The 26526-nt window shown below is 72.7% G+C and carries 24 protein-coding genes, 2 tRNA genes and 1 pseudogene; 10 read left to right on the top strand and 17 right to left on the bottom strand.

Annotated features, from left to right (window positions below; translation table 11 throughout):
• The 5 genes from JFN87_RS21065 to JFN87_RS21045 all read right to left on the bottom strand — a co-directional run.
• Positions 1-1402: HD-GYP domain-containing protein (locus JFN87_RS21065; RefSeq protein ID WP_209342203.1), on the bottom strand; the 1402-nt coding region annotated here is incomplete at its 3' end.
• A gap of 212 nt (positions 1403-1614) precedes the next feature.
• Complete coding sequence (gene rsrA / locus JFN87_RS21060) at positions 1615-1932, bottom strand: mycothiol system anti-sigma-R factor (protein ID WP_209342201.1); 318 nt, start codon at positions 1930-1932, stop codon at positions 1615-1617.
• Positions 1929-2600, bottom strand: a complete 672-nt coding sequence (locus JFN87_RS21055) for a sigma-70 family RNA polymerase sigma factor (protein WP_030899410.1) — start codon at positions 2598-2600, stop codon at positions 1929-1931. The genes rsrA and JFN87_RS21055 overlap by 4 nt, the downstream gene beginning before the upstream one ends.
• A gap of 229 nt (positions 2601-2829) precedes the next feature.
• Positions 2830-3528, bottom strand: a complete 699-nt coding sequence (locus JFN87_RS21050; RefSeq protein ID WP_209342199.1) for an alpha/beta hydrolase family protein — start codon at positions 3526-3528, stop codon at positions 2830-2832.
• Positions 3529-3624: 96 nt separating this feature from the next.
• Positions 3625-4482 (bottom strand): SOS response-associated peptidase, encoded by an 858-nt coding sequence (locus JFN87_RS21045; RefSeq protein WP_209342205.1) that lies wholly within the window; start codon positions 4480-4482, stop codon positions 3625-3627.
• A 199-nt stretch (positions 4483-4681) separates the two neighbouring features.
• Between JFN87_RS21045 and JFN87_RS21040 the strand changes: the two genes are divergently transcribed.
• From JFN87_RS21040 to JFN87_RS21015, 6 genes are all read left to right on the top strand, one after another.
• Positions 4682-5380: a M50 family metallopeptidase gene (locus JFN87_RS21040; RefSeq protein ID WP_209342197.1), complete on the top strand. Its 699-nt coding sequence runs from the start codon at positions 4682-4684 to the stop codon at positions 5378-5380.
• Positions 5381-5449: 69 nt separating this feature from the next.
• Positions 5450-6913 (top strand): 3-phosphoshikimate 1-carboxyvinyltransferase, encoded by a 1464-nt coding sequence (gene aroA, locus JFN87_RS21035; RefSeq protein WP_209342195.1) that lies wholly within the window; start codon positions 5450-5452, stop codon positions 6911-6913.
• A 4-nt stretch (positions 6914-6917) separates the two neighbouring features.
• Positions 6918-7922: a ribosome small subunit-dependent GTPase A gene (gene rsgA, locus JFN87_RS21030; protein WP_209342191.1), complete on the top strand. Its 1005-nt coding sequence runs from the start codon at positions 6918-6920 to the stop codon at positions 7920-7922.
• 120 nt (positions 7923-8042) lie between these two features.
• Entirely contained in the window at positions 8043-8366 is a 324-nt protein-coding gene (locus tag JFN87_RS21025) for a DMT family transporter (protein ID WP_209342189.1), read from the top strand.
• 41 nt (positions 8367-8407) lie between these two features.
• A complete protein-coding gene (gene hisN, locus JFN87_RS21020; RefSeq protein WP_209342187.1) occupies positions 8408-9205 on the top strand; it encodes a histidinol-phosphatase in 798 nt (265 codons plus the stop codon).
• Between the two features lie 250 nt (positions 9206-9455).
• Positions 9456-9875, top strand: a complete 420-nt coding sequence (locus JFN87_RS21015) for a Fur family transcriptional regulator (protein ID WP_030899390.1) — start codon at positions 9456-9458, stop codon at positions 9873-9875.
• A gap of 58 nt (positions 9876-9933) precedes the next feature.
• Here JFN87_RS21015 and JFN87_RS21010 read toward each other — a convergent pair.
• The 4 genes from JFN87_RS21010 to JFN87_RS20995 all read right to left on the bottom strand — a co-directional run bounded on the left by JFN87_RS21010 (position 9934) and on the right by JFN87_RS20995 (position 15279).
• Positions 9934-10007: transfer RNA gene (locus tag JFN87_RS21010), tRNA-Met, on the bottom strand.
• A 107-nt stretch (positions 10008-10114) separates the two neighbouring features.
• Positions 10115-11884, bottom strand: a complete 1770-nt coding sequence (locus JFN87_RS21005) for a tetratricopeptide repeat protein (protein ID WP_372449264.1) — start codon at positions 11882-11884, stop codon at positions 10115-10117.
• 314 nt (positions 11885-12198) lie between these two features.
• Positions 12199-12272: transfer RNA gene (locus JFN87_RS21000), tRNA-Met, on the bottom strand.
• Between the two features lie 67 nt (positions 12273-12339).
• A complete protein-coding gene (locus JFN87_RS20995; RefSeq protein ID WP_209342204.1) occupies positions 12340-15279 on the bottom strand; it encodes a UPF0182 family membrane protein in 2940 nt (979 codons plus the stop codon).
• Positions 15280-15469: 190 nt separating this feature from the next.
• On the opposite strand from JFN87_RS20995, the gene JFN87_RS20990 reads away from it, so the two are divergent.
• Positions 15470-16024 carry a PPA1309 family protein gene (locus tag JFN87_RS20990; RefSeq protein ID WP_209342183.1) on the top strand — a complete coding sequence of 185 codons (555 nt, stop codon included), beginning with the start codon at positions 15470-15472 and terminating at the stop codon, positions 16022-16024.
• A 65-nt stretch (positions 16025-16089) separates the two neighbouring features.
• Here JFN87_RS20990 and JFN87_RS20985 read toward each other — a convergent pair whose 3' ends face one another.
• The 4 genes from JFN87_RS20985 to JFN87_RS20970 all read right to left on the bottom strand — a co-directional run bounded on the left by JFN87_RS20985 (position 16090) and on the right by JFN87_RS20970 (position 19218).
• Complete coding sequence (locus JFN87_RS20985) at positions 16090-17184, bottom strand: YlbL family protein (protein WP_209342181.1); 1095 nt, start codon at positions 17182-17184, stop codon at positions 16090-16092.
• Positions 17185-17243: 59 nt separating this feature from the next.
• The gene (locus tag JFN87_RS20980) at positions 17244-17396 is read right to left on the bottom strand and encodes a hypothetical protein (protein ID WP_209342206.1); all 153 of its coding nucleotides are present in this window, start codon (positions 17394-17396) and stop codon (positions 17244-17246) included.
• Between the two features lie 158 nt (positions 17397-17554).
• The gene (locus JFN87_RS20975; RefSeq protein ID WP_209342179.1) at positions 17555-18031 is read right to left on the bottom strand and encodes a molybdenum cofactor biosynthesis protein MoaE; all 477 of its coding nucleotides are present in this window, start codon (positions 18029-18031) and stop codon (positions 17555-17557) included.
• A 74-nt stretch (positions 18032-18105) separates the two neighbouring features.
• Positions 18106-19218 carry an SDR family oxidoreductase gene (locus JFN87_RS20970; protein WP_209342177.1) on the bottom strand — a complete coding sequence of 371 codons (1113 nt, stop codon included), beginning with the start codon at positions 19216-19218 and terminating at the stop codon, positions 18106-18108.
• 285 nt (positions 19219-19503) lie between these two features.
• On the opposite strand from JFN87_RS20970, the gene JFN87_RS20965 reads away from it, so the two are divergent.
• Positions 19504-21072 (top strand): zinc-dependent metalloprotease, encoded by a 1569-nt coding sequence (locus tag JFN87_RS20965; protein ID WP_209342175.1) that lies wholly within the window; start codon positions 19504-19506, stop codon positions 21070-21072.
• Entirely contained in the window at positions 21069-21659 is a 591-nt protein-coding gene (locus tag JFN87_RS20960; RefSeq protein WP_209342174.1) for an NUDIX hydrolase, read from the top strand. Before JFN87_RS20965 ends, JFN87_RS20960 begins: the two co-directional genes overlap by 4 nt.
• Before the next feature lie 335 nt (positions 21660-21994).
• Here the strand turns inward: JFN87_RS20960 and JFN87_RS20955 are convergent, their stop codons facing one another.
• From JFN87_RS20955 to JFN87_RS20940, 4 genes are all read right to left on the bottom strand, one after another.
• On the bottom strand, positions 21995-22750 hold the full coding sequence (locus tag JFN87_RS20955; protein WP_209342172.1) for an AIM24 family protein: 756 nt from the start codon (positions 22748-22750) through the stop codon (positions 21995-21997).
• Between the two features lie 17 nt (positions 22751-22767).
• Positions 22768-23451, bottom strand: coding sequence for an AIM24 family protein (locus tag JFN87_RS20950; RefSeq protein WP_209342169.1), 684 nt, complete (start codon positions 23449-23451; stop codon positions 22768-22770).
• Positions 23452-23462: 11 nt separating this feature from the next.
• Positions 23463-25157, bottom strand: a complete 1695-nt coding sequence (locus JFN87_RS20945; RefSeq protein ID WP_209342167.1) for a TerD family protein — start codon at positions 25155-25157, stop codon at positions 23463-23465.
• A 129-nt stretch (positions 25158-25286) separates the two neighbouring features.
• Positions 25287-25970 carry a M48 metallopeptidase family protein gene (locus tag JFN87_RS20940; RefSeq protein WP_209342165.1) on the bottom strand — a complete coding sequence of 228 codons (684 nt, stop codon included), beginning with the start codon at positions 25968-25970 and terminating at the stop codon, positions 25287-25289.
• A 181-nt stretch (positions 25971-26151) separates the two neighbouring features.
• Here JFN87_RS20940 and JFN87_RS20935 point away from each other — a divergent pair.
• Positions 26152-26526: pseudogene (locus JFN87_RS20935) on the top strand (ThiF family adenylyltransferase); the annotation flags it as partial.

Here is a 26526-nt window from a genome sequence, read left to right as displayed (position 1 = left end):
GGGTGCCTCCGCGGCGGCCCGCGCTCGCGGAGGCGGGCGCCGAGGGGCGCGGCGCGCCCAGCACGGCCCGCCCGCCGCCGCCCTCGTCGGCCGTGACGGTGGTCTCCCAGCCGTGCCGCGCCAGTGCCCGCACCATCGCCCCGACGATCTCCGGGTCGAACTGGGTGCCCGCGCACCGCCGCAGCTCGGCGAGGGCCGTCTCGACGGGCCGCGCCCTGCGGTAGGAGCGCGTCGAGGTCATCGCGTCGAACGCGTCCGCCACGGCCACCACCCGCGCGAACTCCGGGATCTCGTCGCCGGCGAGCCCGTAGGGGTAGCCGCTGCCGTCCATGCGCTCGTGGTGGTGCAGGATCGCGGACCGCGCCTCGCCGAGGAACGCGATGCCGCGCACGATCTCGTGCCCGTACTCGGGGTGCAGCTCGATCACCCGCCGCTCCTGCGGGGTGAGCGGGCCGTCCTTGCGCAGCACGCGCGTGGGCACGCCCAGCTTCCCGACGTCGTGCAGGATGCCGGCGAAGCGGAGCACTTCGAGGCGGTCGCGGTCCATGCCGAGCTCAGCCGCGATCATCGCCGAGGCGCGGCCGACCCGTTCGCTGTGGCCGCGGGTGTACTTGTCCTTGATGTCGACGGCCTGCACGAGCGCCCTGATCGTGGCCTGGTGGGCGGCGCGCTCGCGGTGGTACTGCGCGAAGACCCAGCAGGAGATGTACATGGGCAGCAGCACGAACAGCGACGACAGCGGCCCGTAGGGGCTGCGCCACAGCACCGCCATCATCAGCCCGGCCAGCGCGTGCACGCCGTGGGCCGCGAGCGAACGCGGTAACAGGCCGCGCCACGCGCCGCGCGGCGGCACGCCCTCGGCCGTGGCGAGGATGCCGCCGTCGAGGGCGGCGAGCACGAGGCAGAACGCGAGGGCGGCGGCCGCCGCGGGCAGCAGCACGTACGGGAAGTCGGGCGTCGTCAGCCCGTAGCCGCCGCCACCGAGGGCGACAGGGCCGCCGAACGCGGTCTGCGCGCGTGCGGCCGCCCAGGCGGCCAGCGCGAGCTGGGCGGCGCGCCACACCCTGCGCGCCGCGTACGGACGCCGTTCCACGCGGCCGAGCAGCGCTCCCGGCACGGCGACGAGCGCGGCGGACGCGGGCGGCAGCAGGAAGGCGGCCGCAAGCAGGACGGGGAAGAACGATCCGGCGGCGATCGGCGCGGCGTCGTCGACGGCGCGCGCGGCGCCCGGCCACCGGTGGCGGATCAGCGCCGGCGACTCGCACAGCGCGTAGAGGACGGCGAGCGGGACGACCGCGCGCCAGGGAGTGCCGGCCGCGTGGGCGGCCGGTGCGAGGCAGGCGCCCGCGAGGAGCGCCGTGCCCAGGATGTACGCGCGCGCCGCGCCCGGAATGGCCTTCACGGCGTCCCCCGCCCCCTTGTCGCCCGAACCCCGGTTGTGGGCCGGACCACACGTCGGCGAGCCGAGGTGGGTGGGGCGACGTGGGTCGGCCCGGACAACGGGTCAGGCTAGTGAGCGGGACGGGCGGCCGCCCGCGAACGCGGTCGATTAGCACCTTCGGGTGACAGTGGCGACGCGCGGCGGCCGAGCGGCCGTTCGGGGGCTGCGGTGTGCTATTCGGCGGCGGCGCGGGGGCCCTGGGCCTCCGTGGACACGTCGGTGCTGGGCGGTTTCTGCCCCGACCTGATGAGGTCGATCCGTCCCATGACCTTGTCCCGCAGGTCGCTCGGCACGTCGTCGTGGCCGCAGCAGCGCTTCACGAGCTTCTTCACGGCCTGTTCGAGCCCGTACTTCTCCAGGCACGGCGAGCACTCCTCGAAGTGCTCCTCGAACTTGTGCCCCTGACTGTCGGGCATCTCGTGGTCGAGGAACTCGTAGAGGTGGTCGAGTACCTCGGCGCAATCCGTCTCATGCGGCTCTCCGCAGCTCATGAGCCCGCGCCTTTCCCGTTGTCGGACGACTTACCGGCGGCACCCGCCGGGACCAGCCCGCGGTCACGTGCGTAGTCCTCCAGCATGCCGCGCAGCTGACGGCGGCCGCGGTGGAGCCGGGACATCACCGTGCCGATGGGTGTCCCCATGATGTCCGCGATCTCCTTGTAGGCAAACCCCTCGACATCGGCGAGGTACACCGCGATGCGGAATTCCTCGGGGATCGCCTGGAGGGCGGTCTTCACGTCGGAGTCGGGCAGCCTGTCGAGCGCCTCGGCCTCGGCAGAGCGCAGGCCGGTGGACGAGTGCGACTCGGCGCGCGCCAGCTGCCAGTCCTCGATCTCCTCGGCGGCACTGCGCTGGGGTTCGCGCTGCTTCTTGCGGTACGAGTTGATGAACGTGTTCGTGAGGATGCGGTACATCCAGGCCTTGAGGTTCGTGCCCTCGCGGAACTGGTGGAACGACCCGTACGCCTTGGCGTACGTCTCCTGCACGAGGTCCTCGGCGTCCGCCGGGTTGCGCGTCATGCGCAGGGCGGCCGAGTACATCTGGTCGAGGTAGCCCAAGGCGTCACGCTCGAATCGGGCGCTGCGCTCGGCAGCGGTCTCTTCGATGCGTCCGTCGTCCGTACCAGCCGTCCCTGATTCAGTCCCAGTGACCGGACCCACCTCCTCCAATGCGGTCGCGGAGCCGAACCCGGCCCCACTCGCATCGGAGAATAGTCGACCGCGGGGGTTCGAGGTCTTCGCGTCCGCCGCGGAGGCGGCCGCGGCGGAGGTGCTCCTGCCCGCGGACATCACCGTCCATTCCAGGCCGTCGCCGCCGGAGCGGACGGGGCCGGAGCGGCGCGGGCACATGGTAGGACCCATGAGACGGGACTCCCTCTTCCTGCTCGGTTCACCGGCTGGCACCGCCGGTGCTTTGATGAACAGAAGCCGCACCGCGGGCATTCCCGAGCCGTCCCAGCCAGGTCGCCACGGCCTCGGTCAGGGTCTCCAGCGCCTCGTCCTGGCCGAGAGGCGCGCGCTTGGGCACCGCGAAAGCGTGGTCGGCGTGGGCGATCTCCACCAGGTCGAAGTCGCCGTCCGGGTACTCGGCGGGCTTGCCGAAGGGGTCGGCTCCGCCCTGGACCACCAGGGTGGGCACGCCGGTCAGCAGGAGTTCGTCGGCGCGTGATTTCTCCGGCCTGCCCGGCGGGTGCAGCGGGAAGCTCAGGGCGAGCACCGCGACGGCGCCGAGCTCGCGCCCCGTGCGGCAGGCGACGCGCGCGCCCGCGCTGCGGCCGCCGGCGACGACGGGCAGCCCCGGCTCAGCCAGCGCGGGCCACAGCGCCCGCCACGCGGTGTCCAGGGTCTTCGGCGCGGGGGCCACCTTCTTGCCCGCGACCCGCCAGGGCTGCTCCACCAGGGCGACCGTCACGCCCTGGGAGGGCAGCGCGGCGGCGAGCGCGGTCAGGTCGCGCGCCTCGATGCCGCCGCCCGCGCCGTGGCCGAGCGCCAGGGCGAGGCGGGGTTTCGGTGAGCGGTGCCAGGTGATGTGCGCGGGCCCGGCGAGGGTGTCGACGCTCTCGATGTCGGTGGCGGTGTGGCTGCTCATGCGGCCATGGTGCCTCGCACGCGCGCGTCCCCGGCGCCGGACGTGCCGCAGGTGCCGGACGATGTGCCGTCGGCGCCGGACGATGTGCCGTCGGCGTCAGAAGAGTGTGGACTCCTCCGGTGCCTCCAGCTCCGTCACCAGTTCGGGCCCGTTGTTGCGCACGTCGGAGACCGACGTCGCCACCGGGAAGGCCCGCAGCAGCCCGGCGGGTGGCGGTTCCAGCAGCGGGCGCAGGGCGTCCACGTCCGTGCGTGCCGGGTCGAGCCACGCGTCCCACCGGTCGGGGGTGAGCATCAGCGGCATCCGCGGGTGGATGTCGGACAGCGACCGCGGGCCCTGCCCGCCGGCGTCCGAACGGGCGTCGGCGCCGGCGTCGGAACGAGCGTCGGCGTCGGCGAACGGCGCCGTCTCGGCCTCCGTGGTGATCACCGTGCACGTCACCCACCAGGCGCGCGGGTGGTCGTCGGGGAGCGTCTTGTCGCGCCAGAACTCGTAGAGCCCGGCGAGTGCCATGACCGAGCCGTCCACGGGTGTGACGAAGTACGGCTGCTTGCGTGGCCGCTTGCCGCGCCCCTTCTCCTCGAGCCGCCGCTCGTCGGCGCCGGTCATCCACTCGTAGTAGCCGTCGGCGGGCAGGATGCACCGGCGGGCGGCGAACGGCCTGCGGTACGAGGACTTCTCGTGGACGGTCTCCGCGCGTGCGTTGATCATGCGGGCGCCGCCCTCGGGGGTCTTCGACCAGGACGGCACGAGCCCCCACTTCAGCGTCCGCAGCTGGCGTACGGGCCCGGCGGCGGGTTCCTCCTTCGGCACACGGTCGAGGACCGCGTAGACCTCTTTGGTGGGCGCCACGTTCCAGTCGGGGGCCAGGGCCTCCTCGGGGTCCCACCGCTCGATGCCGAAGACCCCCGCGAGGTCCTCGGGCCGCCTGCTCGCCGCGTACCGGCCGCACATGCCCTTCAGCCACCCCTCCGGCGTCCTCACGAGCCGCGGCCCCACCGGCCCCGGACGGACAACCCTAAGTGCTCGCCGTGACGAGCGTCCAAGGCCGCCGCCCGGGAGTCCGCACAGGCCCGGCCGAGGCCGTTCTCAGCGGGCTTTGGCACACTGCCAGCTCCACGCAAAGCCCGCCCGCCCCTGACAGGAGCGCACGATGGACGACCTGTGGGACCGCGTCTTCGGCACGCAACCCGGCCCCGACGCCTGGCTGGTGATCGTGACGGGCCTGGTCGCGCTGGCCTGCGCGGTGCCGCACGGGGTGTGGCGCGTCACCCGCAACGCGGTGACGATCGCCCACGAGGGAGGCCACGGCCTGGTGGCGCTGGCCATGGGGCGCACGCTGCAGGGCATACGGCTGCACTCGGACACGTCGGGCCTGACGGTGAGCCGCGGCAAGCCGACCGGCCTCGGCATGGTCCTCACCGCCGCCGCCGGCTACACCGCGCCGCCGCTGCTGGGGCTCGGCGGCGCCTGGCTGCTGGCAGCGCACCACATCACGCTGCTGCTGTGGTCGGCGACGGTGCTGCTGGTCGCGATGCTCGTGATGATCCGCAACGCGTACGGGGTGCTGACCGTGCTCGTGGCGGGCGCGGCGTTCGTGCTGGTGTCCTGGCTGACCTCGCCCCAGGTGCAGGCCGCCTTCTCCTACACGGTGGTGTGGTTCCTGCTGCTCGGCGGCGTGCGGCCCGCGTTCGAGCTGCAGTCCAAGCGGCGCAGGGGCGGCGCGGGCGATTCCGACGCCGATCAGCTCGCACGGCTGACGGGCGTCGGCGCGGGGCTCTGGTTCTTCCTCTTCCACGCGGTGTCGCTGTGCTGCCTGATCGGCGGCGGCCGCTGGCTGCTGGGCGTGTAGGCCCTACGCACCTGTTTCGGCGCTTTTGACAGGAATCCGAGTGGCGGTCCAGCCATTAAAGTGAGGGCCATGACCGAGAGTTCCGTGCAGTCCGCCCTCTGGCCCGCCCCGCATGCCACGGGAGCCGTCGAAGCGACGGTCACCGTGCCCGGATCGAAGTCGGTCACCAACCGGGCCCTGGTGCTCGCGGCCCTCGCCGCCGAGCCCGGCTGGCTGCGCAGGCCGCTGCGGTCGCGGGACACGCTGCTGATGGCGGACGCGCTGCGCGCCATGGGCGTCGGGATCGAGGAGACCATCCCCTCGTCGTCACAGACGTCGCGCGGCATGGGCGACAGCGGGCAGGCGGCGACCACGGGCGAGGCCTGGCGGATCATCCCGGCGGGCCTGCACGGACCCGCCGAGATCGGCGTGGGCAACGCGGGCACCGTGATGCGGTTCCTGCCGCCGGTCGCCGCGCTCGCCGACGGTCCGGTCCACTTCGACGGCGACCCGCGTTCGTACGAGCGCCCGCTCGGCGTCGTCATCGAGGCGCTGCGCACGCTCGGCGCCCGCATCGACGACGAGAACCGCGGCTGCCTGCCGCTGACGGTGCACGGCGGCGGCGCGCTCGACGGCGGGCGGGTCGAGATCGACGCCTCCGCGTCGTCCCAGTTCGTCTCGGCCCTGCTGCTGTCCGCGCCCCGCTACAACCAGGGCGTGGAGGTGCGGCACGTGGGTCCCGTGCTGCCCTCGATGCCGCACATCCGGATGACGGTCGACATGCTGCGCGCCGTCGGCGCCCAGGTCGACGAGCCGGAGACCGGCGGCGAGCGGAACGTGTGGCGGGTCACGAGCGGCGCGGTGCTCGGCCGCGACCTGACCGTGGAGCCCGACCTGTCCAACGCGCAGCCGTTCCTCGCGGCGGCGCTGGTCACGGGCGGCCGGGTGACGATCCCCGACTGGCCGACGCGCACCACGCAGCCGGGCGACGCCCTGCGGTCGCTGTTCACCCGGATGGGCGGATCGTGCGGCATCGTCTCCACGTCCGACGGCACGGCCCTCACCTTCGCGGGCAGCGGCCGCGTCCACGGCATCGACGCCGACCTGAGCGAGGTCGGCGAGCTGACGCCGGGCATCGCGGCGGTCGCCGCGCTCGCGGACTCCCCTTCCACCCTGCGCGGCGTGGCCCACCTGCGGCTGCACGAGACGGACCGGCTCGCGGCGCTGACGAAGGAGATCAACGAGCTGGGCGGCGACGTGACGGAGACCGCCGACGGCCTGGTGATCAGGCCGCGCCCGCTGCACGGCGGCGTGTTCCACACGTACGACGACCACCGCATGGCCACCGCGGGCGCCGTGCTCGGCCTGGTCGTCCCCGGCATCGAGATCGAGAACGTGGGCACGACGGCGAAGACGCTGCCCGACTTCCCGCGTATGTGGACCGGGATGCTGGCCGGGTCCGGGTCCGGGTCCGGGTCCGGGTCCCGGTCCGAGGCCGGGTCCGGGTCCGCGAGCGGCGGCGACCCGGGCCCCGGAGCGGGCGCGGGAGCCTGACGCGATGCGCCGCTACGGCAAGAACCCCGACGAGGACGACATCCGCAGCCGCCCCAACCCCAGGGGCAGCAGGCCGCGCACGAACATCAGGCCGAAGCACGAGGACGCGGCGGAGGGCATGGTGCTCACCGTCGACCGCGGCCGCCTGACCTGCCTCGTCGAGGACCGGACCGTGGTGGCGATGAAGGCGCGCGAACTGGGCCGCAAGGCGGCCGTGGTGGGCGACAGGGTCGGCCTCGTCGGGGACCTGTCGGGCAGGAAGGACACGCTCGCGCGGATCGTGCGGATCGAGCCGCGCACGTCGGTGCTGCGGCGCACCGCGGACGACGACGACCCGTACGAGCGCGTGATCGTCGCCAACGCCGACCAGCTGGCCATCGTGACGGCGCTCGCCGATCCTGAGCCGCGCCCCAGGCTCATCGACCGGGCGCTGGTGGCCGCGTACGACGGGGGGCTGGAACCGCTGCTCGTCCTGACGAAGTCGGACCTCGCGCCCGCGGAGCCGCTGCTCGAAACGTACCGGCCGCTCGGCCTGCGCTATGTGGTCACCCGGCGCGACGAGCTGGCCGACGGGGGCGCCGAGCGGGTGCGCGCGCACCTGGAGGACCGTACGACCGCGTTCGTCGGCCACTCGGGCGTCGGGAAGACGACGCTCGTCAACGCGCTCGTCGCCAAGGAGCGGCATCGGGTGACGGGCGGCGTGAACGCCGTCACCGGGCGCGGCAGGCACACCACGGTCTCGGCGCTCGCGCTGCCGCTCGCCGGCGCGGCCGGCTGGGTCGTCGACACGCCGGGCATCAGGTCGTTCGGTCTGGCCCACGTCGACCCGTCCCGGGTGATCCTCGCCTTCCCCGACCTGGTGGACGGCACGGAGGGCTGCCCGCGCGCGTGCAGCCACGACGAGCCGGACTGCGCGCTGGACGCGTGGGTGGCGGATGGCCACGCGGACCCGGCGAGGCTCTACTCGCTGCGCAGGCTGCTGGAGGTCAGGCACCACGAGGGCGACTGAGCGTGGCCCCGGCCGGCGGGAGGCCGGTAGCGCCGGGATAGTTTGCACGTGCCCGGCGCTGGTAAGTGCATAATCGCACGAGCGAGACGAAGCGGTCACGGACCCGGGAGGCTGACGACGATGGCGTGGCTGCTGGTCGTGGTCGCGGGGCTGCTGGAGACGGGGTTCGCCGTCTGCCTGAAGCTGTCGCACGGCTTCACCCGGCTGTGGCCCACGATCGCCTTCGCGAGCTTCGCGCTCGGCAGCTTCGGCCTGCTGACGCTGTCGCTGCGCAAGCTGGACGTCGGCCCCGCCTACGCGGTGTGGACGGGCATCGGCGCGGCGGGGACCACGGTCTACGGCATGGTCTTCCTCGGCGACCTCGTCTCGACGCTCAAGCTCGTGTCCATCACGCTCGTCATCCTCGGCGTGATCGGCCTTCAGCTTTCGGGCTCCGGTCACTGACGCGGACGGGCCGCACGGCCGCCCCCGGTACTGTGACGGCCATGTCCGACTACCACGATGATCTGCGCCTGGCCCATGTGCTGGCCGATGCCGCCGACGCCGCGACGATGGACCGGTTCAAGGCACTCGACCTCAAGGTCGAGACGAAACCGGACATGACGCCGGTGAGCGAGGCGGACAGGACCGCCGAGGAGCTGATCCGGGGCAGTCTCCAGCGCGCCCGCCCCAGAGACGCGGTACTCGGCGAGGAGTTCGGCGTGGCGGGCACGGGGCCGCGCCGCTGGGTGGTCGACCCGATCGACGGCACCAAGAACTACGTGCGCGGCGTGCCGGTGTGGGCGACGCTGATCGCGCTGACGGTCGCGGGCGAGGGCGGCTACGAGCCGGTCGTCGGGGTCGTGTCGGCGCCCGCGCTCGGCCGCCGCTGGTGGGCCGAGCTCGGCGGCGGCGCGTTCACCGGCCGCAGCCTGTCGGCCGCGACGCCGCTGCGGGTGTCGCGGGTGTCGGCGCTCGGCGACGCGTCGTTCGCCCACTCGTCGCTCAGCGGCTGGGAGGCGCGGGGGCGTCTCGACGGCTTCCTTGACCTGACGAGGGCGTGCTGGCGCACGCGCGGGTACGGCGACTTCTGGCAGTACATGATGGTCGCGGAGGGCTCCGTCGACATGTGTGCGGAGCCCGAGCTGTCGCTGTGGGACATGGCCGCGCCGTCGATCGTCGTCCAGGAGGCGGGCGGGCGGTTCACCGGGCTCAACGGCACCGACGGGCCGTACGGCGGCGACGCGGCGGCGTCGAACGGCATCCTGCACGACACGCTGCTCGGCTACCTGGGCGAGCGGTAGGGAGCACGCGGCGCGCGGTGGCGCACACCCGGAACGTGCTGAGCGCGTACACGAGGAGGCCGGACCCCTTGGGGCCCGGCCTCCTCCGCGTCCGGTGAGCGGGGCCGGCCGCGGAGGGCCTGGACCGCGGCCTCCGGCCGCTCGCCGAAGTCATCTGAGCCGATCGTACAATGGACAGTGTCCAAGTCAAGCGCACGTCCAAACTCGTACTGATCTCGGGATTCCCGTCCCCCACTGTTAGGCTGACCCCATGAGTGACCTGTTGGAACGACTGCGCGAGCGCGGCTGGCGCATGACGGCGCAGCGCCGCGTGGTGGCCGAGGTCCTCGACGGCGAGCACGTGCACCTGACGGCGGACGAGGTGCACGCGCGCGCGGCCGGCCGGCTGCCGGAGATCTCCCGGGCGACGGTCTACAACACGCTCGGCGAGATGGTCTCCCTCGGCGAGGTGGTCGAGGTGACCACCGACCGCAGGGCCAAGCGGTACGACCCGAACGCGCACCGCCCCCACCAGCATCTGGTCTGCGCCCGCTGCGGCACCATCCGCGACGTGCACACCTCGGGCGACCCGCTGAGCCAGCTGCCCGCGGACGAGCGCTTCGGCTTCACCGTCTCGGACGTCGAGGTCACCTACCGGGGGCTGTGCCCGGACTGCGCGGCCGGCGCCTGAAGCACACACAGCCTTGAGTCCCGTATCTCCGAGGAGATACGGGACTCAAGGTTTTCAGTAGCGGGGACAGGATTTGAACCTGCGACCTCTGGGTTATGAGCCCAGCGAGCTACCGAGCTGCTCCACCCCGCGTCGGTGAACACGACACTACGTCACCCTCGCCCGCCGGGGCAAATCCCTTTCCCGCAGCTCATCCGCAGCTCATCCGCAGCTCATCTGCCGCTCCCCCGCCGAGCCCCTCAGGCCGTGAGCTCCTGCTGGAGCGCGGCGAGCAGCTTCGCCGCGCGCTCCGCGACCTCGGCCGGGCCGAGCTCCGCCGCGCGCGTGCACCACAGCTGGGCCTCGGCCAGCTCGCCGCCCCTGGCCGCGAGCAGCCCGAGCCGCAGCGCCGCCCTGCCGTGGCCGGCCTGCGCCGCGCGCGTCCACCACAGCACGGCCTCGGCGTCGTCGCCCTCGCGCACGAGCAGCAGGCCGAGGTTGAACGCGCCGCTGCGGCTGCCCGCCTCGGCGGCCTCCCGGTACCAGCGGGCCGCGCCCTCGGTGTCGCCGCGCCGTGCGGCCAGCATGCCCGCGCGCACCTGGGCGCGTACGTGCCCCTGGTCGGCGGCGCGCTCGTACCACAGCTCGCACTCGGTCTTCTCGGTCCGCAGCTGCGACTCGCCCAGCGCGGGCGGCGCGGCAGGCGGGCGGCGCGCGTCGAGCAGCATCGCGAGCCGGTAGGCGGCCTCGGCGCTGCCGCCGCCCGCGGCGCACCGCAGGTGGCGCTCGGCCGTGCGCTCGTCGCCGTCCCTGAGGCAGGCGATCGCGACCTGGAGCGCGGCCTCGGTGTGGCCCGCGCAGGCGGCGCGGTCGTACCACTTCAGGGCGGCCGCGTCCTCGTCCCGGCTCGCGTACAGGATGCCGAGGTTGAAGGCGGCGTCCACGCTGCCGGCCTCGGCCGCCTTGGAGAACCACGGCTCGGCGCCCGCCGCGTCCCCCGCCTGGAGGAGCAGGACGGCGAGCGCGTTGGCGGCCTCGCGGTGGCCGGCGTACGCGGCGCGCCGGTACCACTGCTCGGACTGCGCGGCCCGGTCCTGGGCCGCGCACAGCAGCGCGAGGTTGTACGCGCCGTTGACGTCACCCGCGTCCATGGCGGTGCGGTACCAGCGCTCGGCGGTCTGCTGCTCGCCGCGCGCGGCGTGCAGCGCGCCCAGCGCGTTGGCGGCGGAGCCGTCGCCGTCCTGGGCGGCGCGCAGCCACCAGACGGCGGCGGACTCCTGGTCGCCCGCGTCGCGCAGCAGGAAGCCGAGGGCGCTCGCCGCCTTCGGCTCGCCGTCCTTGGCGGAGCTCAGGTACCAGCGCCCGGCCTCCTTGAGCTCGCCGCGGCGCTCCAGGATCGCGCCGAGGTGCAGCGCGGCGCGGCGGTGCCCGCGGGCGGCTGCCTGCCGGTACCAGTGCTCGGCGTCCTCGACGGATGCCTGGGACGCGGCCTGCGCCGCCGGGCGCGTACGCTCCCTGGCCCGCCGCTCGAGTCCGAGCGCGAGGCGGTACGCGGCCTCGCGGTGCCCGCGCTCCGCGGCGGCGCGCAGCCAGCGCTCCGCCCCGATGTCGCTGCGGTGTTCGAGCAGGTCGGCGAGGGCGTAGGCGCCGGACGCGTGGCCCTGCTCGGCGGACTGGCGCAGCCAGTACTCGGCGCCCGGCTCGTCCCCGCGCTCGCGGAAGTGCTTGCCGAGCGCGTGGGCGGCCGCGGCGGAGCCGGCGACGGCGGCCACGCGCCACCAGCCCGCCGCCTCATCGGCGTAGCCGCGCTGGTGCAGCAGGACGCCGAGGTTGTTGGCGGCGGCGCGGTCGCCTTCCGAGGTGGCGGACCGCAGGTGGGGCTCGGCCCCGTCGAGGTCGCCACGGCGCAGCAGCAGGGCGCCGAGTGCGCTCGCCGCCGCCGTGTCACCCGCTTGTGCCGCGGCTCTGTGGCGTGCCTCCGCCTCGGCCTCGGTCTGCTCGGCCTGGTCCATGACCTCCGTGGGCTCCATGGGGTCGGCCGACTCGATGAGGGCGGCCGAGGCGAGCGTACCGACGCCTGACCCGACTTCGGTACGCCTCCGCGCAAACCGCCCTGTCTCCAACAGAGTTGTCCTATCCCCCATAAAACCTATCGTCGCATCACCTGCTACCCGCTCACCTCTGGTATATCGCGGACCGCAAGGTCACTTCAGCGTTTTGTCGACATGCCCACAGGGAGATAAGTCAAACACGGTAGGGCGGTCTCGGCACCAACCGCCACACACTCCGCACAAACGCGCGACGAGGGCCCGGATCCTGTTGGATCCGGGCCCTCGTATTGCAGTAGCGGGGACAGGATTTGAACCTGCGACCTCTGGGTTATGAGCCCAGCGAGCTACCGAGCTGCTCCACCCCGCGCCGTTGTGGATCAACCGTACCACGGCGCGGGAGCGGGTCCTGCACGAAGCGAGCAGGTCGGAGCACGTCAGCCGCTGCCACCACCGCTGCCGGCACCGGACCCGGCCGAGCTGCCCTCCAGCTCGGCCGCCCGGTCGAGGGCGTTCTGCAGCTCCTGCTGCGCCTTGCCGTATGCCGCCCAGCCGTCCTTGTCGAGGTGGGTAAGCGCCTTCTTGCTGTCGGCCTCGGCCTGCTGGGCGTCCTGGATCGCCTGCTGGAGCGCCTTGTCGTCGGCGGGCGGCTTCGTCTGCTTGCCCGGCGGCTGTGCCGTCGAGGGCGGCTGTTCGTCCGTGCCGAACACCGCGTTGAGCGCGTCGCCCAGCGAGTCCTCGAAGACGGGCTTGCCATCGCCGTAGGAGGCCGCCACCTTCTTCAGCAGCGGATAGTTCTGGCTGCCCGCCCGGTGGTTGCCGCCCTTGGTGTAGACGGGTTCGACGTACAGGAAGCCGTTGTCGACCGGGACCGTGAGCAAGTTGCCGTACTCGATGTCCGAGTTGCTGCCCTTCAGGTTCTTGACGAACTCGGCCACGTCCGTACTGCCGCTGACCTTGCTCTGCACCTGTCCAGGGCCCGGCACGTTGTCGCCGGTGACTCTGAGGATCCTGATCTTCCCGTAGTCGCTGCTGGTCGCGTCCGAGTCGACGGCCATGAAGCCGCTGAGGCTCGGCCTGCCGCTCGGCGTGAACGTCGACGTCAGCGAGAACGTCTGGTTCTTCTGCTTGGGCATCTTCAGGCTCAGGTAGTACGGCGGGACCGCGCTGTTGGAGCTGGTGGTCGGGTCGTCGGGCACCTGCCAGGCGTCGCTGCCGCTGTAGAACTGGGCCGCGTCCCTGACGTGGTAGCGCGTCAGCAGCTCACGCTGCACCTTGAACAGGTCCTGCGGGTACCGCAGGTGGGCCTTGAGGCCTGCCGGGATGTCAGCCTTGGGCCGCACCGTGCCGGGGAACGCCTTCATCCACGTCTTGAGCACCGGATCCTGGTCGTCCCACTGGTACAGCGTGACCTTGCCGGTGTACGCGTCGACGGTCGCCTTCACCGAGTTGCGGATGTAGTTGACCTGGTTCTGCTGGGCCACCACCGAACGCGAGTGGTTCGTGAGCGAGTCCTCGGTGGTGTCGCCGAGCGTCGTGCGGGAGGAGTACGGATAGCTGTCCGTCGTGGTGTAGGCGTCCACGATCCACTTGATGTGGCCGTCCACCACGGCCGGGTAGGCGTCGCCGTCCAGCGTCAGCCAGGGCGCGACGGCCTCGATGCGGTCCTTCGGCGTCCGGTTGTAGAGGATCCGCGAACCCTTGCCGATGGCGCCGGAGTAGAGCATCTGCGGCTCGCTGAAGGCGACCGCGTAGGCGGCCCTGTTCAGCGGATTGGCCAGCGAGACCCCGCTGTCGCCCTGGTAGCTGGTGGTCTTGGTGTTCCCGCCCTTCGTCTCGTAGTCGAGCTCCTTCTGCGGGCCGCCCACGATCGAGTACTGGGTCGTCTTCTCGCCGTAGTAGATCTGCGGATGCCTGATCGGCCCCAGTTGGCCCGTCGTGGGCAGGCCCGACTCGGTGAAGTCGGGGGCGCCGACGGTGCCCTGTGACGGGTCGGTGACCGCGTTGGTGCCCTTGGCGGCGATCAAGCCGTAGCCGTGGGTGTAGGTGAAGTGGTCGTTGATCCAGTTGTGCTTCGGGATACCGGCGACGTTCAGCTCGCGCACGCCGACGATGGTGTCCTGCAGCTTCCCCGTCGACGGGTCCTTGTACCGGTCGACGTTCAGCGTCGAGGGGAACTGGTAGTACTTGCGCGACTGCTGTACCTGCTGGAACGCAGGCGAGACTATGTTCGGGTCGACGAGGCGGTAGCTGGCCGCCGAGTCCGCGGCCTTGCGCTGCTCGTCCGCGGGGGCCGCGCCGCCCTTGCCGGAGTAGTCCGTCACCTCGGTGTGGTCGATGCCGTACGCGGCGCGCGTGGCCTTGATGTTCTTGTGGATGTACGGCGCCTCCTTGGCCTGCTCGTTCGGCTGGACCGTGAACTTCTGCACGATCGCCGGGTAGAGGCCGCCGATGAGGATCGCCGAGAGCACCATCAGGCCGAAGCCGATCAGCGGCAGCTGCCAGGTGCGGCGCCACAGCGTCGCGAAGAACAGCACGGCGCAGATCACCGCGATGCAGAACAGGATCGTCTTCGCCGGCAGGTAGGCGTTGGCGTCGACGTACCTGAGGCCCGTCCAGGCGTCGGTCGACTTGAAGCCGCTCGACTTGACGGCGAGGCCGTAGCGGTCGAGCCAGTACGCCACGGCCTTCAGGGACACGAAGAGGCCGATCAGCACGGACAGGTGGCTCGTGGCGGCCGCCGTGGCGCGCGCGCCCGGGCTCGTCATCCGCAGCCCGCCGTACAGGTAGTGCGTGAGGGCGGCGGCGACCACGGAGAGGACGGCCGCGGCGAAGCCGAACCCCAGCAGGAAGCGGTACCACGGCAGGTCGAACGCGTAGAAGGACACATCCAGGTGGAACTGCGGGTCGCGCTTGCCGAACGGCACGCCGTCGACCCACAGCAGCCAGGTGCGCCACTGGCCGGACGCCGAGGCGCCGGCGATCAGCCCGACCAGCGCCGTGACCGCGGACAGCACCCACTTCTTGTACGGCGCGATGCTCATCCGGTAGCGGTCGAGGCTCTGCTGCTCCGTGGACATCGCGCTCAGCGGCGGGCGCAGCCGGTGGGCGAGCCAGATGTTGAAGCCGACGGCCACCGCCATGATGAGGCCGAAGACGCCGAAGAGGCCGATCTTCGTCCACAGCGTCGTGGTGAACACCGACGAGTAGTCGACCGAGCGGTACCAGAGCCAGTCCGTCCAGAAGCCCGAGAACATCACGAAGGCCATCGCGAGCACGGCCAGCAGCCCCAGGACCATCAGCAGGAACCGCACGCGTCCTGACGGCCGCCCCACCCTCGTCCGTGACCCGGTCGGGCCTCCGCCGCGGTCCGGCATCTGGAAAGCCAACGTGCGCACCTCGAAAAAGTCTGGTAACTGCCCTCCGGGGCAACCGGAGGAAGGGTCGTGGGCCGGGGCCGGCTGGGGCGTGCTCATCGGTCCAGGCGATCGCAGGACCCCACCATGCAACTTACTGAGGGCTTATCCAGTTCCCACCCGAGGGCCCGAAGAGGGCAGGATATTGGTCATGTCGAACGTTTCCCCCTCAGGGACCCCGATGGCCGCGACCCCGCTGACGCGGGCCGTGCTCGAGATCGACGAGTACGCGGCAGGCCTCGGCTGGGACCAGCCCGCCCACCTGTTCGCACTCGTGGACAGCGAACGCATGCGTGCGGACGAACCCGAACTCGCGGCCCAGCTGGGCCTTGACGACGGCGACGAAGTCGCCCCCCTCACCCCTGTCGAGCAGGAGGAGATCCCCGCGGGCGCCGCCCTGGACGAGTTCCTCGCCACGATCGCCTGGCCCGACGCGGTCGCGGGCTGCGCGCTCGCCGTCGAGCGCCTGATGCTGCCGCCGTCAGCGGAGTCGAGCATTCCGGAGGGGCTCGACGAGGCCGCGCTCGGCGCGTGGGTCGCGCGCCACCCCGAGCGGCAGGAGGTGCGCATGACGGTGGCCGTGCTGCGCGACGGCACGCGCGAGTCGGCGCTGCGGCTGCGCGAGAAGGACTCGGCCGGCGAGGTGCTGACCGGTTCCGGGCTCGTGCCCGGTCTTGCGGAGGCGCTGGCCGCCACCTTCGGATAGTAGGACGAGGCCCTTGGACGAGGCTTTAAGGGCAGGACGAGCAGGACACGGGGCACGCGGCGCGGTCAGCCTGCCGAGCAGCTGGGCAGGCCGGCCGTGTCGCCGGTGCGGATCTTGTCGACGGACGCCTTGGCGTCCGAGAGGTTCTTGACCCTGACGAGGGTGAGCCCCTTCGGGGTGTCCGCCGCGGCTTCCTTGCAGTTGTCGGACGGCGCGAGGAAGTACCGCGCACCCGCGTCGCGCGCGCCGATCATCTTCATCGCGATGCCGCCGATGGGCCCCACCGTGCCCTTGTCGTCGATGGTGCCCGTGCCGGCCACGAACTTGCCGCCGGTGAGCGAGCCGGGCGTCAGCTCGTCGATCAGCCCGAGGGAGAACATCATCCCGGCGCTCGGGCCTCCGACGTCGGCCAGCTTGATGTCGATGTCGAACGGGAAGGTGTGGTCCGTGCCCGCCGCGATGCCGACGATGGCGCGCGATTTGCCGCTGTCGTGCGAGAGCGCCGTCTTCACGGTGACCTTGCGGCTGCCCGAGGGCTCCTTGCCGGCCTTCTTGGCGGCGGCCGCGGTCTTGGCCGGCACCACCGTGAAGACGACGTCCTGGCCGGGCTTGTGCCGGGTGACGAGCCCGGCGACCTGGTCGGGGCGCGTGACCTTCGTGCCGTCCACGGCCTCGATCAGGTCGCCCGCGTGGAGCTTGCCCTCGGCCGGGCTGTTCTTCAGCACGCTCGCGACGTTGACGTGCGAGACGACCGGGATGTGCAGCTCCTTGAGCGCCGCGACCTTCGCGCTCTCCTGGGACTGGCTGAACTCCTCGGCGTTCTCCTGCGACGACTGCTGCTCGGTCTGCCCGTTCGGGTAGAGCGTGTCGTGCGGGACGACCACGTCGTCGTGGGCCAGCCAGCCGTAGACGGCCTCCACGATGTTCATGCGGTAGTCGGCCTGCGTCACGCGGACCGTGACCATGTTCAGGTGGCCAGAGGTCGGGTACGTCTTGTGCCCGGAGATCTGGAGGACCGGCTTGCCGCCGGGGCTCGACAGGGTGTTCACCGTGGGCCCGGGGCTCATCTCGGCGTACGGCACCTTCGTGAGGGCGCCCACGCACAGGAGGGCGATCAGGACGAGGGTGGACGCGAGCATCGTCACGGTACGGCGCGGCATGGCTCGACAGTACGGGAAGGGCCTGTGAGCGCACCGCGCGGGCCGGGGCGGCCGCACGGCTACTCGGCGGGGTCACGCTCCATGGCGTCACGGAAGCGGGCGTAGCCGTTGAGCTCGGCTATGTCGCCCATCGTGTGGCTCTTGGAGGCCCAGCTTCCCCATATCGCGGCGCCTAGGGCGGCGACGACAGGGATCAGCAACCAGGTGAGCACGGCCATCGCGATCTCCCGTCCCAGTCAGCAGATTTGATCTACAGATTTACGTTCTGTAGAGCTAACGCTGCTGGGCGTGGAGTGGTTACGCAAATCGGACAAGATGCCCCGTGCGGGTTACGGGGACAGCGCCCGTCCGCCACCCCCTAACGAGGGGGCTACGCCCCGACCCACTCCTCGGTGCCATCCGTGAACGACTGGTGCTTCCAGATGGGGACCTCGTGCTTGAGGTCGTCGATCAGCCTGCGGCACGCCGCGAAGGCCTCGGCGCGGTGCGGGCAGGCGACCGCGACGATCACGGCCAGGTCGCCCACGCTCAGATCGCCCACACGGTGGACGGCGGCCAGCGCGCGCACCGGGAAGTCGGCGGCCACCTTCTCCGCGACCCGGCGCAGCTCCGCCTCGGCCGAGGGGTGGTGCGAGTAGCCGAGGGCCTCGACGTCGGCCCCCGAGTCGTGGTCGCGCACCGTGCCGACGAAGAGGGCCGTGCCGCCCGCCGCCGCGTCGCCCACCGCGGCGAAGACCTCGTCGAGGCTGAGCGGGGTGTCCCGGATCGCCAGCAGGCGCAGCGGCTGGTCGCTACCGCGCTCGCCCGGGTGGTCCGTACGGTCCTGTGTGGTTGCCATGAGGTCCATCGTGCCGTACGTCCGCTGCGTACTGCTACAGATGTCCGCTGCGGGCGCCCGCTGCGGACGTCCGCCTCGCGCCGCTACAGCCGGCGGCGGGCCTTGCGCACCCTGCGCACCACCGCGGCCGTGCCCAGCAGCGCCACCGTCGCGCCGGCGGCCCCCGCGGCCGTGGCGTCCTTGCGGCCGAGCCTGCGGCCCGCCACGGTGTGCCTGCCCTCGACCTCTTCGAGCAGCGCGGCGAGCGCTTCCTCGTTCGTCCAGCGCGGCCGCCAGCCCGCGTCGTGCAAGGCGCTCACGCTGACCACCCAGGGGTACATCGTGTACGCGAGGTCGCCGGCCGGGGACGGGGTGAGGCCGATCCTGTGCAGCCTGGCGGCCGCGCCCAGTGCGACCGCGGACGGCAGCTCCATGCGGCGGATGCCGGTGAGCTCCTCGACCTCGCCCTGTTCGAGCCAGCCGTCGCAGCCGACGGCGAACTCGCCCTCCACCTTGCCGAGCGCCGCGTACTCCAGGGCGCTGACCAGGTCGTCCACGTGGCAGAACTGCCAGGTGGGGCGCGAGCCCGCGACGACGAGGAGGCGCGGGGACTCGAAGTAGCGGGTGAGCGCGGTGTCGGTGCCGCCGACGAGCACGGCCGGCCGTACGACGGTGACGTTGAGGCCCGGATGCGCGCGCGGCGCCCTGCGGCCGAGCCGCTCGATCTCCAGCAGGTCGCCGACGCCGGCCGCCTCGGCGGTGGCGCGCAGCTCGGCGTCCTCGGAGAGGGGCACGTCGTTGTCGGGCAGCGCCCCGTAGACCATGGCGGACGTGCACAGCACGACGCGGTGCACGCCCGCGGCGGCGGCCGCGGTGAGCACGGTCTGCGTGCCGCGCACGTTGTAGGCGGTGCGCGCGGCCGGGTCGGACTCCAGGTCGAGGTCGAGCGCCAGGTGCACCACGACGTCCACGCCGCGCAGCCGGTCCGCGATGGCCGGGTCCCGCACGTCGAGGACGTGCCAGGTGGCGTCCTGGACGCCGCCGCGCCGCTCGTCGATGGCGATGACCTGCTTGGTCTCGGCGGAGGCGGCGAGCCTGCGGGTCAGCAGGTCGCCGACCCCCGTGGCGGCGCCGGTGACGGCGACCACGGGGCCGCGCGACCTGCTCGGGGTTGCGTGGTTTCGCGTAGCGCGAACCTGTGACTCTGGGGAACTCACCGGGCGGCTCCAGCGGTTGTCTTCAGTACGTACGTGAAGGACGCGTACGTACCAGGTGACGTTCATCCTGCCGCAGAGTTCCCGGCGGATGTGGGTACGGCCCGGGGAGCCGGCCGGGTGTCGGTCGTGGACGTGCCGATCCCGGACGCGGGACGCATCGCTCGCGCGCCCCCGGGGCAGGCGCAGGTCGTGCCATGCCCCGAGGGCGCGGTGAAGCATAGGCTGGATGGTGCAGGGCAGCCGCTGCCGGCAGGAAGCCGGCGGCCTTACGAGCCGAGGAAACCCGTGAGTGACACCCCATTCGGATTCGGCCTTCCGCCGGAGGAGCCGGAGGACGGCGACGGCAAGAAGAAAGGTCCTGACGGAGGCGGTCAGGGTTCCGGTGGCCAGGGATCCGGCGGTCAGGGGCCGGGCGGCCAGGGCCCGGGCCAGGGAGGGCAGAACCCGTTCGGTTTCGGGTTCCCCGGCCTGCCGGGCGGCGGGAGCGGCGGCGCGGGCGGGGACAACCCCTTCGCCGCCATGTTCGGCTCCCTCAACCCCGGCGACCTGGGGCAGGCCTTCCAGCAGCTGGGCCAGATGCTGAGTTCCGGGAGCGGCCCCGTCAACTGGGACATGGCCAAGCAGATCGCCCGGCAGACCGTGGCGCAGGGCACCCAGGACGGCACGAAGGACGCGAGCGTGACCGCCGGGGACCGCGCGTCCGTCGGCGAGGCCGTGCGCCTGGCGGACCTGTGGCTCGACGGCGTGACGTCGCTGCCGTCGGGGGCCAACACAGCGGTGGCGTGGAGCCGCGCCGAGTGGGTCGAGGCGACGCTGCCCGCGTGGCAGCAGCTGGTCGACCCCGTGGCCGAGCGGGTCGGCGCGGCGATGGGCGACGTGCTGCCCGCCGAGATGCAGGACATGGCGGGGCCGCTCATCGGCGTGATGCGGTCCATGGGCGGCGCGATGTTCGGCCAGCAGCTGGGGCAGGCCGTCGGCGTGCTGGCCGGTGAGGTGGTCGGCTCGACGGACATCGGCCTGCCGCTCGGCCCGGCCGGCAAGGCCGCGCTGCTGCCGCTGAACATCGAGGCGTTCGGCAAGGACCTGGGCGTGGCGAAGGAGGAGGTGCGGCTGTACCTGGCGCTGCGCGAGGCCGCCCACCAGCGGCTGTTCACGCACGTGCCGTGGCTGCGGTCGCACATCTTCGGCGCCGTCGAGGGCTACGCGCGGGGCATCAAGGTCGACACGTCGAAGCTGGAGGACGTGGTCGGGCAGTTCGACCCGTCGCACCCGGAGGAGCTCCAGGAGGCTCTCCAGCAGGGCATGTTCCAGCCCGAGGACACCCCGGAGCAGAAGGCCGCGCTGGCCCGTCTCGAGACGGCGCTCGCGCTGGTCGAGGGGTGGGTGGACGCGGTCGTCCACGAGGCCGCGAAGACCAGGCTGACGGGCGCGGACGCACTGCGCGAGACGCTGCGCAGGCGGCGCGCGTCCGGCGGGCCCGCCGAGCAGACGTTCGCCACGCTGATCGGCCTGCAGCTGAGGCCGCGCAGGCTGCGTGACGCGTCCCGGCTGTGGGCGTCCCTGACGGACGCGCGCGGTGTGGACGGCCGCGACGGCTTGTGGGAGCACCCGGACATGCTGCCGACGGCGTCCGACCTGGACGACCCGGACGGGTTCGTGCACCGCGAGCAGATCGACTTCTCCGAGCTGGACAAGATGCTCGGCGAGGCGGCGGGCGGCGGCAGCGAGCGGCCGCACGACCCCTTGAAGAAGGGCGAGGCGCCGGAGACGCCGGCGGACGGCGAGGACCGCACGGACGACGAGGGCGGCCCTGACGCGGGCGGGACCGAGGGCAAGGGCGACGGCGGGAAGTGAGCCTCTACGACGACGCCGTTCTCGTGCTCAAGGGGTACGGGGACGGCACCGGCGATGACGCCGCCGCGGAACAGGACGAGCTGCGCCAGGCGTACCTCGACCACCTGGCCGCCCACCCCGACGGCATGTGGAAGGCGTGCGGCGCCGGGCACCTGACGGCGAGCGCGCTGGTCGTCGACCCGGCGCGTGAGCGGGTGCTGCTGACGTTGCACCGCAAGCTCGCCATGTGGCTCCAGATGGGCGGCCACTGCGAGCCCGGCGACGTCTCCCTGGAGGCCGCGGCGCTGCGCGAGGCCGCGGAGGAGTCCGGGATCGCGGGGCTCACCCTGCTGCCCGGCGGGCCCGTCCGGTTGGACAGGCACCCGATCCCGCCGCCCTGCCACGTCCACTTCGACGTGCAGTATGCGGCGATCGCGCCCGAGGGGGCCGTCGAGGCGATCAGCGACGAGTCGCTGGATCTGCGCTGGTACGGCTACGACGAGGTGGCGGACGTCGCCGACGCGTCCGTGCGGCGCCTGCTCGCCGCCACACGCGCGCGTCTCGCCCGGCCCGCCGGGCAGGCTGTCCCGGGCGGCGACCGGAGCTGAGCGCCTGGCCGAGTGCGGCCTGGCGGTAGACAGGTGCGGGGCGGGGGACCGCCGAACACGATGCCGTGCCCCGCATCGTCGAGGCGCGGGGCGAACCGGCCGCCCTGGCGCGCCGACTGCCCCGCCCGCCGGGCAGCCCGGTCAGCGCCCCCGGCCATACCGGCCGAAACGGTACCGAAAGCGCGCGTGCCGGCGACCAGAGCCGGCCACCCCTGGCTCGCCGGCTTCCCCCCTGCGCCGCTGGAGCGGCGGACGCCCCAGGCGCCGGACCGGGGCTGGGCGGACGCCCAGGGCCGGCCGGTGGCGCGCCCACCGGCCGGGCGCGCGGGCCGGCGTCAGCTCCAGGCGTTGCCCTGGTTCTGGCCCCGGGCGCCCTGCTGGCCCACCCCGAACTGGGCGGCGATGCCGCCTCCGATCGCCGCGTCCTGCGGCGGCAGCAACTCGCTGGGCTGCACCAGGGCGAACCCCTGGCCGAGGAAGCTCAGCTCCCAGCCCTCGCCGGTGTTGCCGCGCCGCCGCCGCACGGGCGACGAGTACGTCTGCGCCTGCATCTGCACCCGCAGCGATGTCGACCAGGCGACGATCGCGTCCGCGTCGACGTTGACGTACGTCTCGGGCGTGACACGCATCATCAGCGGCTTGCCCGAGGTCATCAGCGCGACCTTGCCGGTGCCGGTGATGTTGATCTGGTACTTGCCGGTGCCGGAGATGCCGTACTGGCTGTCCACGGCGATGACCTCGTGGTGGAGCGTCGAGTCGAGCGCCAGCACATAGGCGCTGTCGACCGTCAGGCCGTCCCGGTCGACGTCCACGATGTGCACGTACTGCGCGAGGTTGGCGAGGTAGACGGTGCCCTGTCCCGAGACGCGCATCAGGTCGAGTCCCTCGCCCGTGCGCGCCCTGGCGCGGCGCTGCCCGGCGGAGCGGTACTCGCCGTCGAACTCCATCAGCCCCTGGTAGGCGACCATGGCGCCCTTGCGGGCCAGGACGTCGTCCTGCCCGGTGAGCGCGACGCGCAGCAGCTGGCTGTTCTGCAGCGCGTACCGTTCCTGCGTCTGCGCTTCCGTGTAGGCGAAAAGCGGGCTCTGCATGGTGGTGTCTCCCCCTCTCAGCCGCGGATCCGCAGGCGGTCCGTGCTGTCCTCGCTGGGCTGTACGACGACGATCCCCTGGCCGGAGAACGCCATCTGGTAGGCCTCGCCGCTGCCGCGCCCGATGAGGGCGCCCGCCTTGAAGCTGCGCTTCCCCTTCACCTTCAGGTTGGGTGACCAGGCGACCAGCGCGTCCGGGTCGACGTACGTCTCGTCCTCGCCCTTGCCGCAGTCCACCACGGCGGGCGTGCCGCGTGAGGTCAGGGCGACCCAGCCGGTGCCGGAGATCTGCACGTTCCACATGCCCTGCCCGGCGAACTTCGCGAGGCCCTTGACGCGTTCGACGCCCCACTGGAGGTGTGCGTCGAAGGCGAGCACGTTGGTGCCGTTCACGGAGATCGCGTCGTTCGCGAGGTTGACGACGATGACGTGCGCGCCGTAGTCGGCGAGGTAGAGCAGGCCGTCCCCCGCGCACTTCATGAGGGGCGCGCCCTCGCCGGTGACCCAGTGCTCCGCCATGTGCCGCACGGACGGCGGGTTGGGCTCGTACTGGATGAACCCCTCGTACGCGATCATGGATCCGGTGCGCGCGTAGAGATCCTGGCCGGTCGCCATGGCGACCTTCAGCATGGTGTTGCCGTGGTTCTCCATCCTGGCCGCGATCGGTGTGGGGGCGTAGCCCGCGAGCTGCTGTTCCGTCATGCCGGGCTCCCTCAGACCTCGTACGGCTGGACGACGATGAAGTTCCCGGGCGCGCCGCGGAACTGGAGGTTCACGGTCTCCCCGCTGTGCCCGGGGTACGCGTTGCGGCGCAGCCTGACCTGGCTGGACAGGACGACCTGGGCCGCTGCCGACCAGGCGACGACGGCGTTGCAGTCGGCGAACGTGGTCGGTGTGACGGGCAGGACGACGGGGGCTCCGTGCGTCTTGACGACGACGGTGCCCGTGCCCTGGAAGAGCATGGTGAACAGGGCGCCGCCGGGGATCCCGTGGCCGTCGATCCTGCGGACCTCGTAGCTCAGGGACTCGTCGAAGGCGAGGACGTTCTCGGCGGAGACGCAGATGCCGTCGCCCTGCAACTCGACCTGGTGGAGGTGGGCGTTGTTGTCGGCGAGGAAGACCTGGCCGCGTCCCGTGCAGCGCATCAGCTGCATCTCCTGGCCGGTGGCGTTGCCGACGATGCGGCCGGCGAACCCGGCGCCCTTGTAGCCGAAGTCGACCTTGCCCTGGTACATGACCATGCTGCCCTGCCGGGCCAGCACGGGCGCGCCGCCCGCCATGGTGAGGTCGACGCGCATGAGGTGGCCGTTCTGGGCCGTCCACCGCTGGCCTGTGGGCGCTTCCTTGTACGGGTTGAGCGCGGCGCTCAGACCGGCCCCTCCCGGCGGCGCGCCCTGCGGCACGAACCCCTGGACCGCGCCACCGCCCTGCGGGGGGCCGCCGAACGGGTTGCCCATGGGCTGAGGGGGCTGCCCGAACGGCGCCTGACCGGCCGGGGGCTGCTGCCCGTACGGAGCCGGTGGCGCGCCGAACGGCTGTGCCTGGCCCGGCGCCTGACCGGGCACCTGGCCGTAGGGCGGCGGGGTGGGGGCGCCGGGCGCGGGAGGCGGGGGCGCGGGCGGCGGCGGTGCCGTGTCGCCGTACGGCGGCGGGGTGGCGCCCGGCATGGAGACCACGGTGGGGGCCGCGTGGATCGGCGGCGCACCCTCGGCCGCGTAAGGCTGCGGCGGCTGGGGCGGCTGGGGCGCGGGAGGCGGTACCTGGGGCGCCTGTTGCGACTGCGGTGCCTGCGGCGCCTGCGGTGGGGCGGGGGCGGCGAAGGCGGGAGGTGCGAACCCCGGTGCCTGGCCGCCCGCGGACGGCTGGGGCGCCTCCTGCTCCTCGGCGACCTCTCCGCCGAAATTCTTGAGCAGCGCGTCGAGTCCGCCGTCGAAACCCTGGCCGACGGCGGCGAACCGCCAGACGTCCTTGCGGTAGAAGTCGCCCAGCATCACGGCACGCTCGGTGGAGAACTCGGCCCCGGTGAAGGCGTACCTGACGACCTCTTCGCCGCCCGCGACGATCCTGATGTACCCGGGCCCGACCTGGGACATCTGGCCCGCGCCGTCGACGGTCGCGGTGAAGGACAGCTTGTGGATGGACGCGGGGACGCGGTCGAGCGTCACCCTGAACGACTCCGTGTCGCCCGCCTGAGCCCCGAGCAGCTGGACCGATTCCTCGGGGGTCTTGGGCTGGTTGAAGAACACGAAGTAGCGGTCGTCCGAGAGACGCTCGTCGGCGTCGAGACCGAAACAGCTGATGTCGAACGTCAGACCGGGGCCGGCGATCTGCACGCCCACGTACAGGTCGGTTCCCGGAGTGAGATCGCTGACCTTGGCCTTGTGTCCGCGCTGGAATTGCCTGGGCATGCGTAAGGACCGTCCCCCATCCCGAATACGTGTGTGCGTCGCGTCAGGCTAGCCGCTGGGCCCGCGTTCGCGGCAGGCCGGTGCGCGTTCGGTACAGGATCGGCAAAAACGGTCGCGCTCGCCCGGGGCTCACTCCGCGTCCGCGGCCGCCTCCTCGTCGGGTGCCGGTGGGACCGGCAGACGCTCGGCGGCCACGACGCCCTCCAGGTAGCCACGCGCGCGCTCGGTGCGCGGGTAGGCGTCGAGCAGCCGCCAGAAGTCGGGGCCGTGCCCCGGGACGAGGAGGTGTGCGAGCTCGTGCAGCAGGACGTAGTCGACGACGTACTCCGGCATGCCCTGGAGGCGGTGCGAGAGGCGGATGCTGGCCTCGGCGGGGGTGCAGGACCCCCAGCGGGTGTTCTGGTTGGTGACCCAGCGCACGACGGCGGGCCGCGCCTTGCCGCCGAAGTACTGGCCCGAGAGGCGCTCCGCACGCGCGGCGAGCTCGTCGTCGCCGAACGTCCTCCTGCTCTCCTGGGCGGCGAGCTTGTCGAGCATCACCGTCACCCAGCGCCGCTCCTCGGCCTTCGTCATCCGGGCCGGGATCAGCACGATCGTCCTGTCGCCCTCGCGGTACGCGGACACGGTGCGCCGGCGGCGGGTGGACCTGCGCACCTCGACGGCGTCCGCGGGGGCTGCGCCCGTGGCGGAGGTGCCCGAAGCGGAGGTGCCCGTGGCGGAGGTGCCCGTGGCGGTCGCCGCCTTCGCGGCGGCGCGGGCGGCTGAGGCGCCGCGGGGGGCGCGGCCCGGCTGGGCGGGACGGTCGGCTGGCACGCCATGACCGTACCCGGCGCGGGCCCGGGCCGGGGCGCACCTTGCGGTGATATGAGTCATTGAAATGACTTCCACCCCCAGCCTGTGGACAACTTTCCGCACGAGGTCGCCGTGCGGTGCAGGCTGATGAAGAGCGCGTACGACGGGTGCGCGCGGACACGGGGGACGGCGGATGCGACCGATGGTGAAGCCCGCACTGCGGCGGGCATGGCGAGGGCAGACGGTGCAGTTCGGGGTGACGCCCGCGCACGCGGTGCGGGTGGGGCCTCTCGACAGGGTGACGGGCGGCTTCCTCGATCTTCTCGACGGCTCCCGCTCCATGGCGGTGCTGGCGGCCGAGGCCCGTGCGCGGGGCCTGCCGTGGGAGCGCGTGGAGCTGCTGGTGCGCCGGCTGGCGGCGGCGGGTGTGGTCGACGACACGGAGGCGGGTCCGGCGGCGGCCGCGCTGCGGGCGGGGCCCGGCGCCCTCGACCGGCTGCGCGGCGAGCTCGCGTCCCTGTCGGTGGTGCACGCGGCGCCCGGCGCGGCAGGCGCCCGGCTCGCGTCGCGCGGCGGG

The organism is Streptomyces montanisoli, assembly GCF_017813245.1.
GTDB lineage: Bacteria > Actinomycetota > Actinomycetes > Streptomycetales > Streptomycetaceae > Streptomyces > Streptomyces montanisoli.
The sequence above is the reverse complement of the archived record's forward strand: the minus strand, read 5'-3'. Positions and strand labels throughout refer to the sequence as shown.

Coding starts and splice junctions, on each gene's coding strand:
- rsrA (WP_209342201.1), bottom strand. CDS start 1,932: ATGAGCTGCGGAGAGCCGCATGAGACGGATTGCGCCGAGGTACTCGAC.
- JFN87_RS21050 (WP_209342199.1), bottom strand. CDS start 3,528: ATGAGCAGCCACACCGCCACCGACATCGAGAGCGTCGACACCCTCGCC.
- JFN87_RS21045 (WP_209342205.1), bottom strand. CDS start 4,482: ATGTGCGGCCGGTACGCGGCGAGCAGGCGGCCCGAGGACCTCGCGGGG.
- JFN87_RS21040 (WP_209342197.1), top strand. CDS start 4,682: ATGGACGACCTGTGGGACCGCGTCTTCGGCACGCAACCCGGCCCCGAC.
- aroA (WP_209342195.1), top strand. CDS start 5,450: ATGACCGAGAGTTCCGTGCAGTCCGCCCTCTGGCCCGCCCCGCATGCC.
- rsgA (WP_209342191.1), top strand. CDS start 6,918: ATGCGCCGCTACGGCAAGAACCCCGACGAGGACGACATCCGCAGCCGC.
- JFN87_RS21025 (WP_209342189.1), top strand. CDS start 8,043: ATGGCGTGGCTGCTGGTCGTGGTCGCGGGGCTGCTGGAGACGGGGTTC.
- hisN (WP_209342187.1), top strand. CDS start 8,408: ATGTCCGACTACCACGATGATCTGCGCCTGGCCCATGTGCTGGCCGAT.
- JFN87_RS21015 (WP_030899390.1), top strand. CDS start 9,456: ATGAGTGACCTGTTGGAACGACTGCGCGAGCGCGGCTGGCGCATGACG.
- JFN87_RS21005 (WP_372449264.1), bottom strand. CDS start 11,884: ATGGAGCCCACGGAGGTCATGGACCAGGCCGAGCAGACCGAGGCCGAG.
- JFN87_RS20995 (WP_209342204.1), bottom strand. CDS start 15,279: ATGCCGGACCGCGGCGGAGGCCCGACCGGGTCACGGACGAGGGTGGGG.
- JFN87_RS20990 (WP_209342183.1), top strand. CDS start 15,470: ATGTCGAACGTTTCCCCCTCAGGGACCCCGATGGCCGCGACCCCGCTG.
- JFN87_RS20985 (WP_209342181.1), bottom strand. CDS start 17,184: ATGCCGCGCCGTACCGTGACGATGCTCGCGTCCACCCTCGTCCTGATC.
- JFN87_RS20975 (WP_209342179.1), bottom strand. CDS start 18,031: ATGGACCTCATGGCAACCACACAGGACCGTACGGACCACCCGGGCGAG.
- JFN87_RS20955 (WP_209342172.1), bottom strand. CDS start 22,750: ATGCAGAGCCCGCTTTTCGCCTACACGGAAGCGCAGACGCAGGAACGG.
- JFN87_RS20950 (WP_209342169.1), bottom strand. CDS start 23,451: ATGACGGAACAGCAGCTCGCGGGCTACGCCCCCACACCGATCGCGGCC.
- JFN87_RS20945 (WP_209342167.1), bottom strand. CDS start 25,157: ATGCCCAGGCAATTCCAGCGCGGACACAAGGCCAAGGTCAGCGATCTC.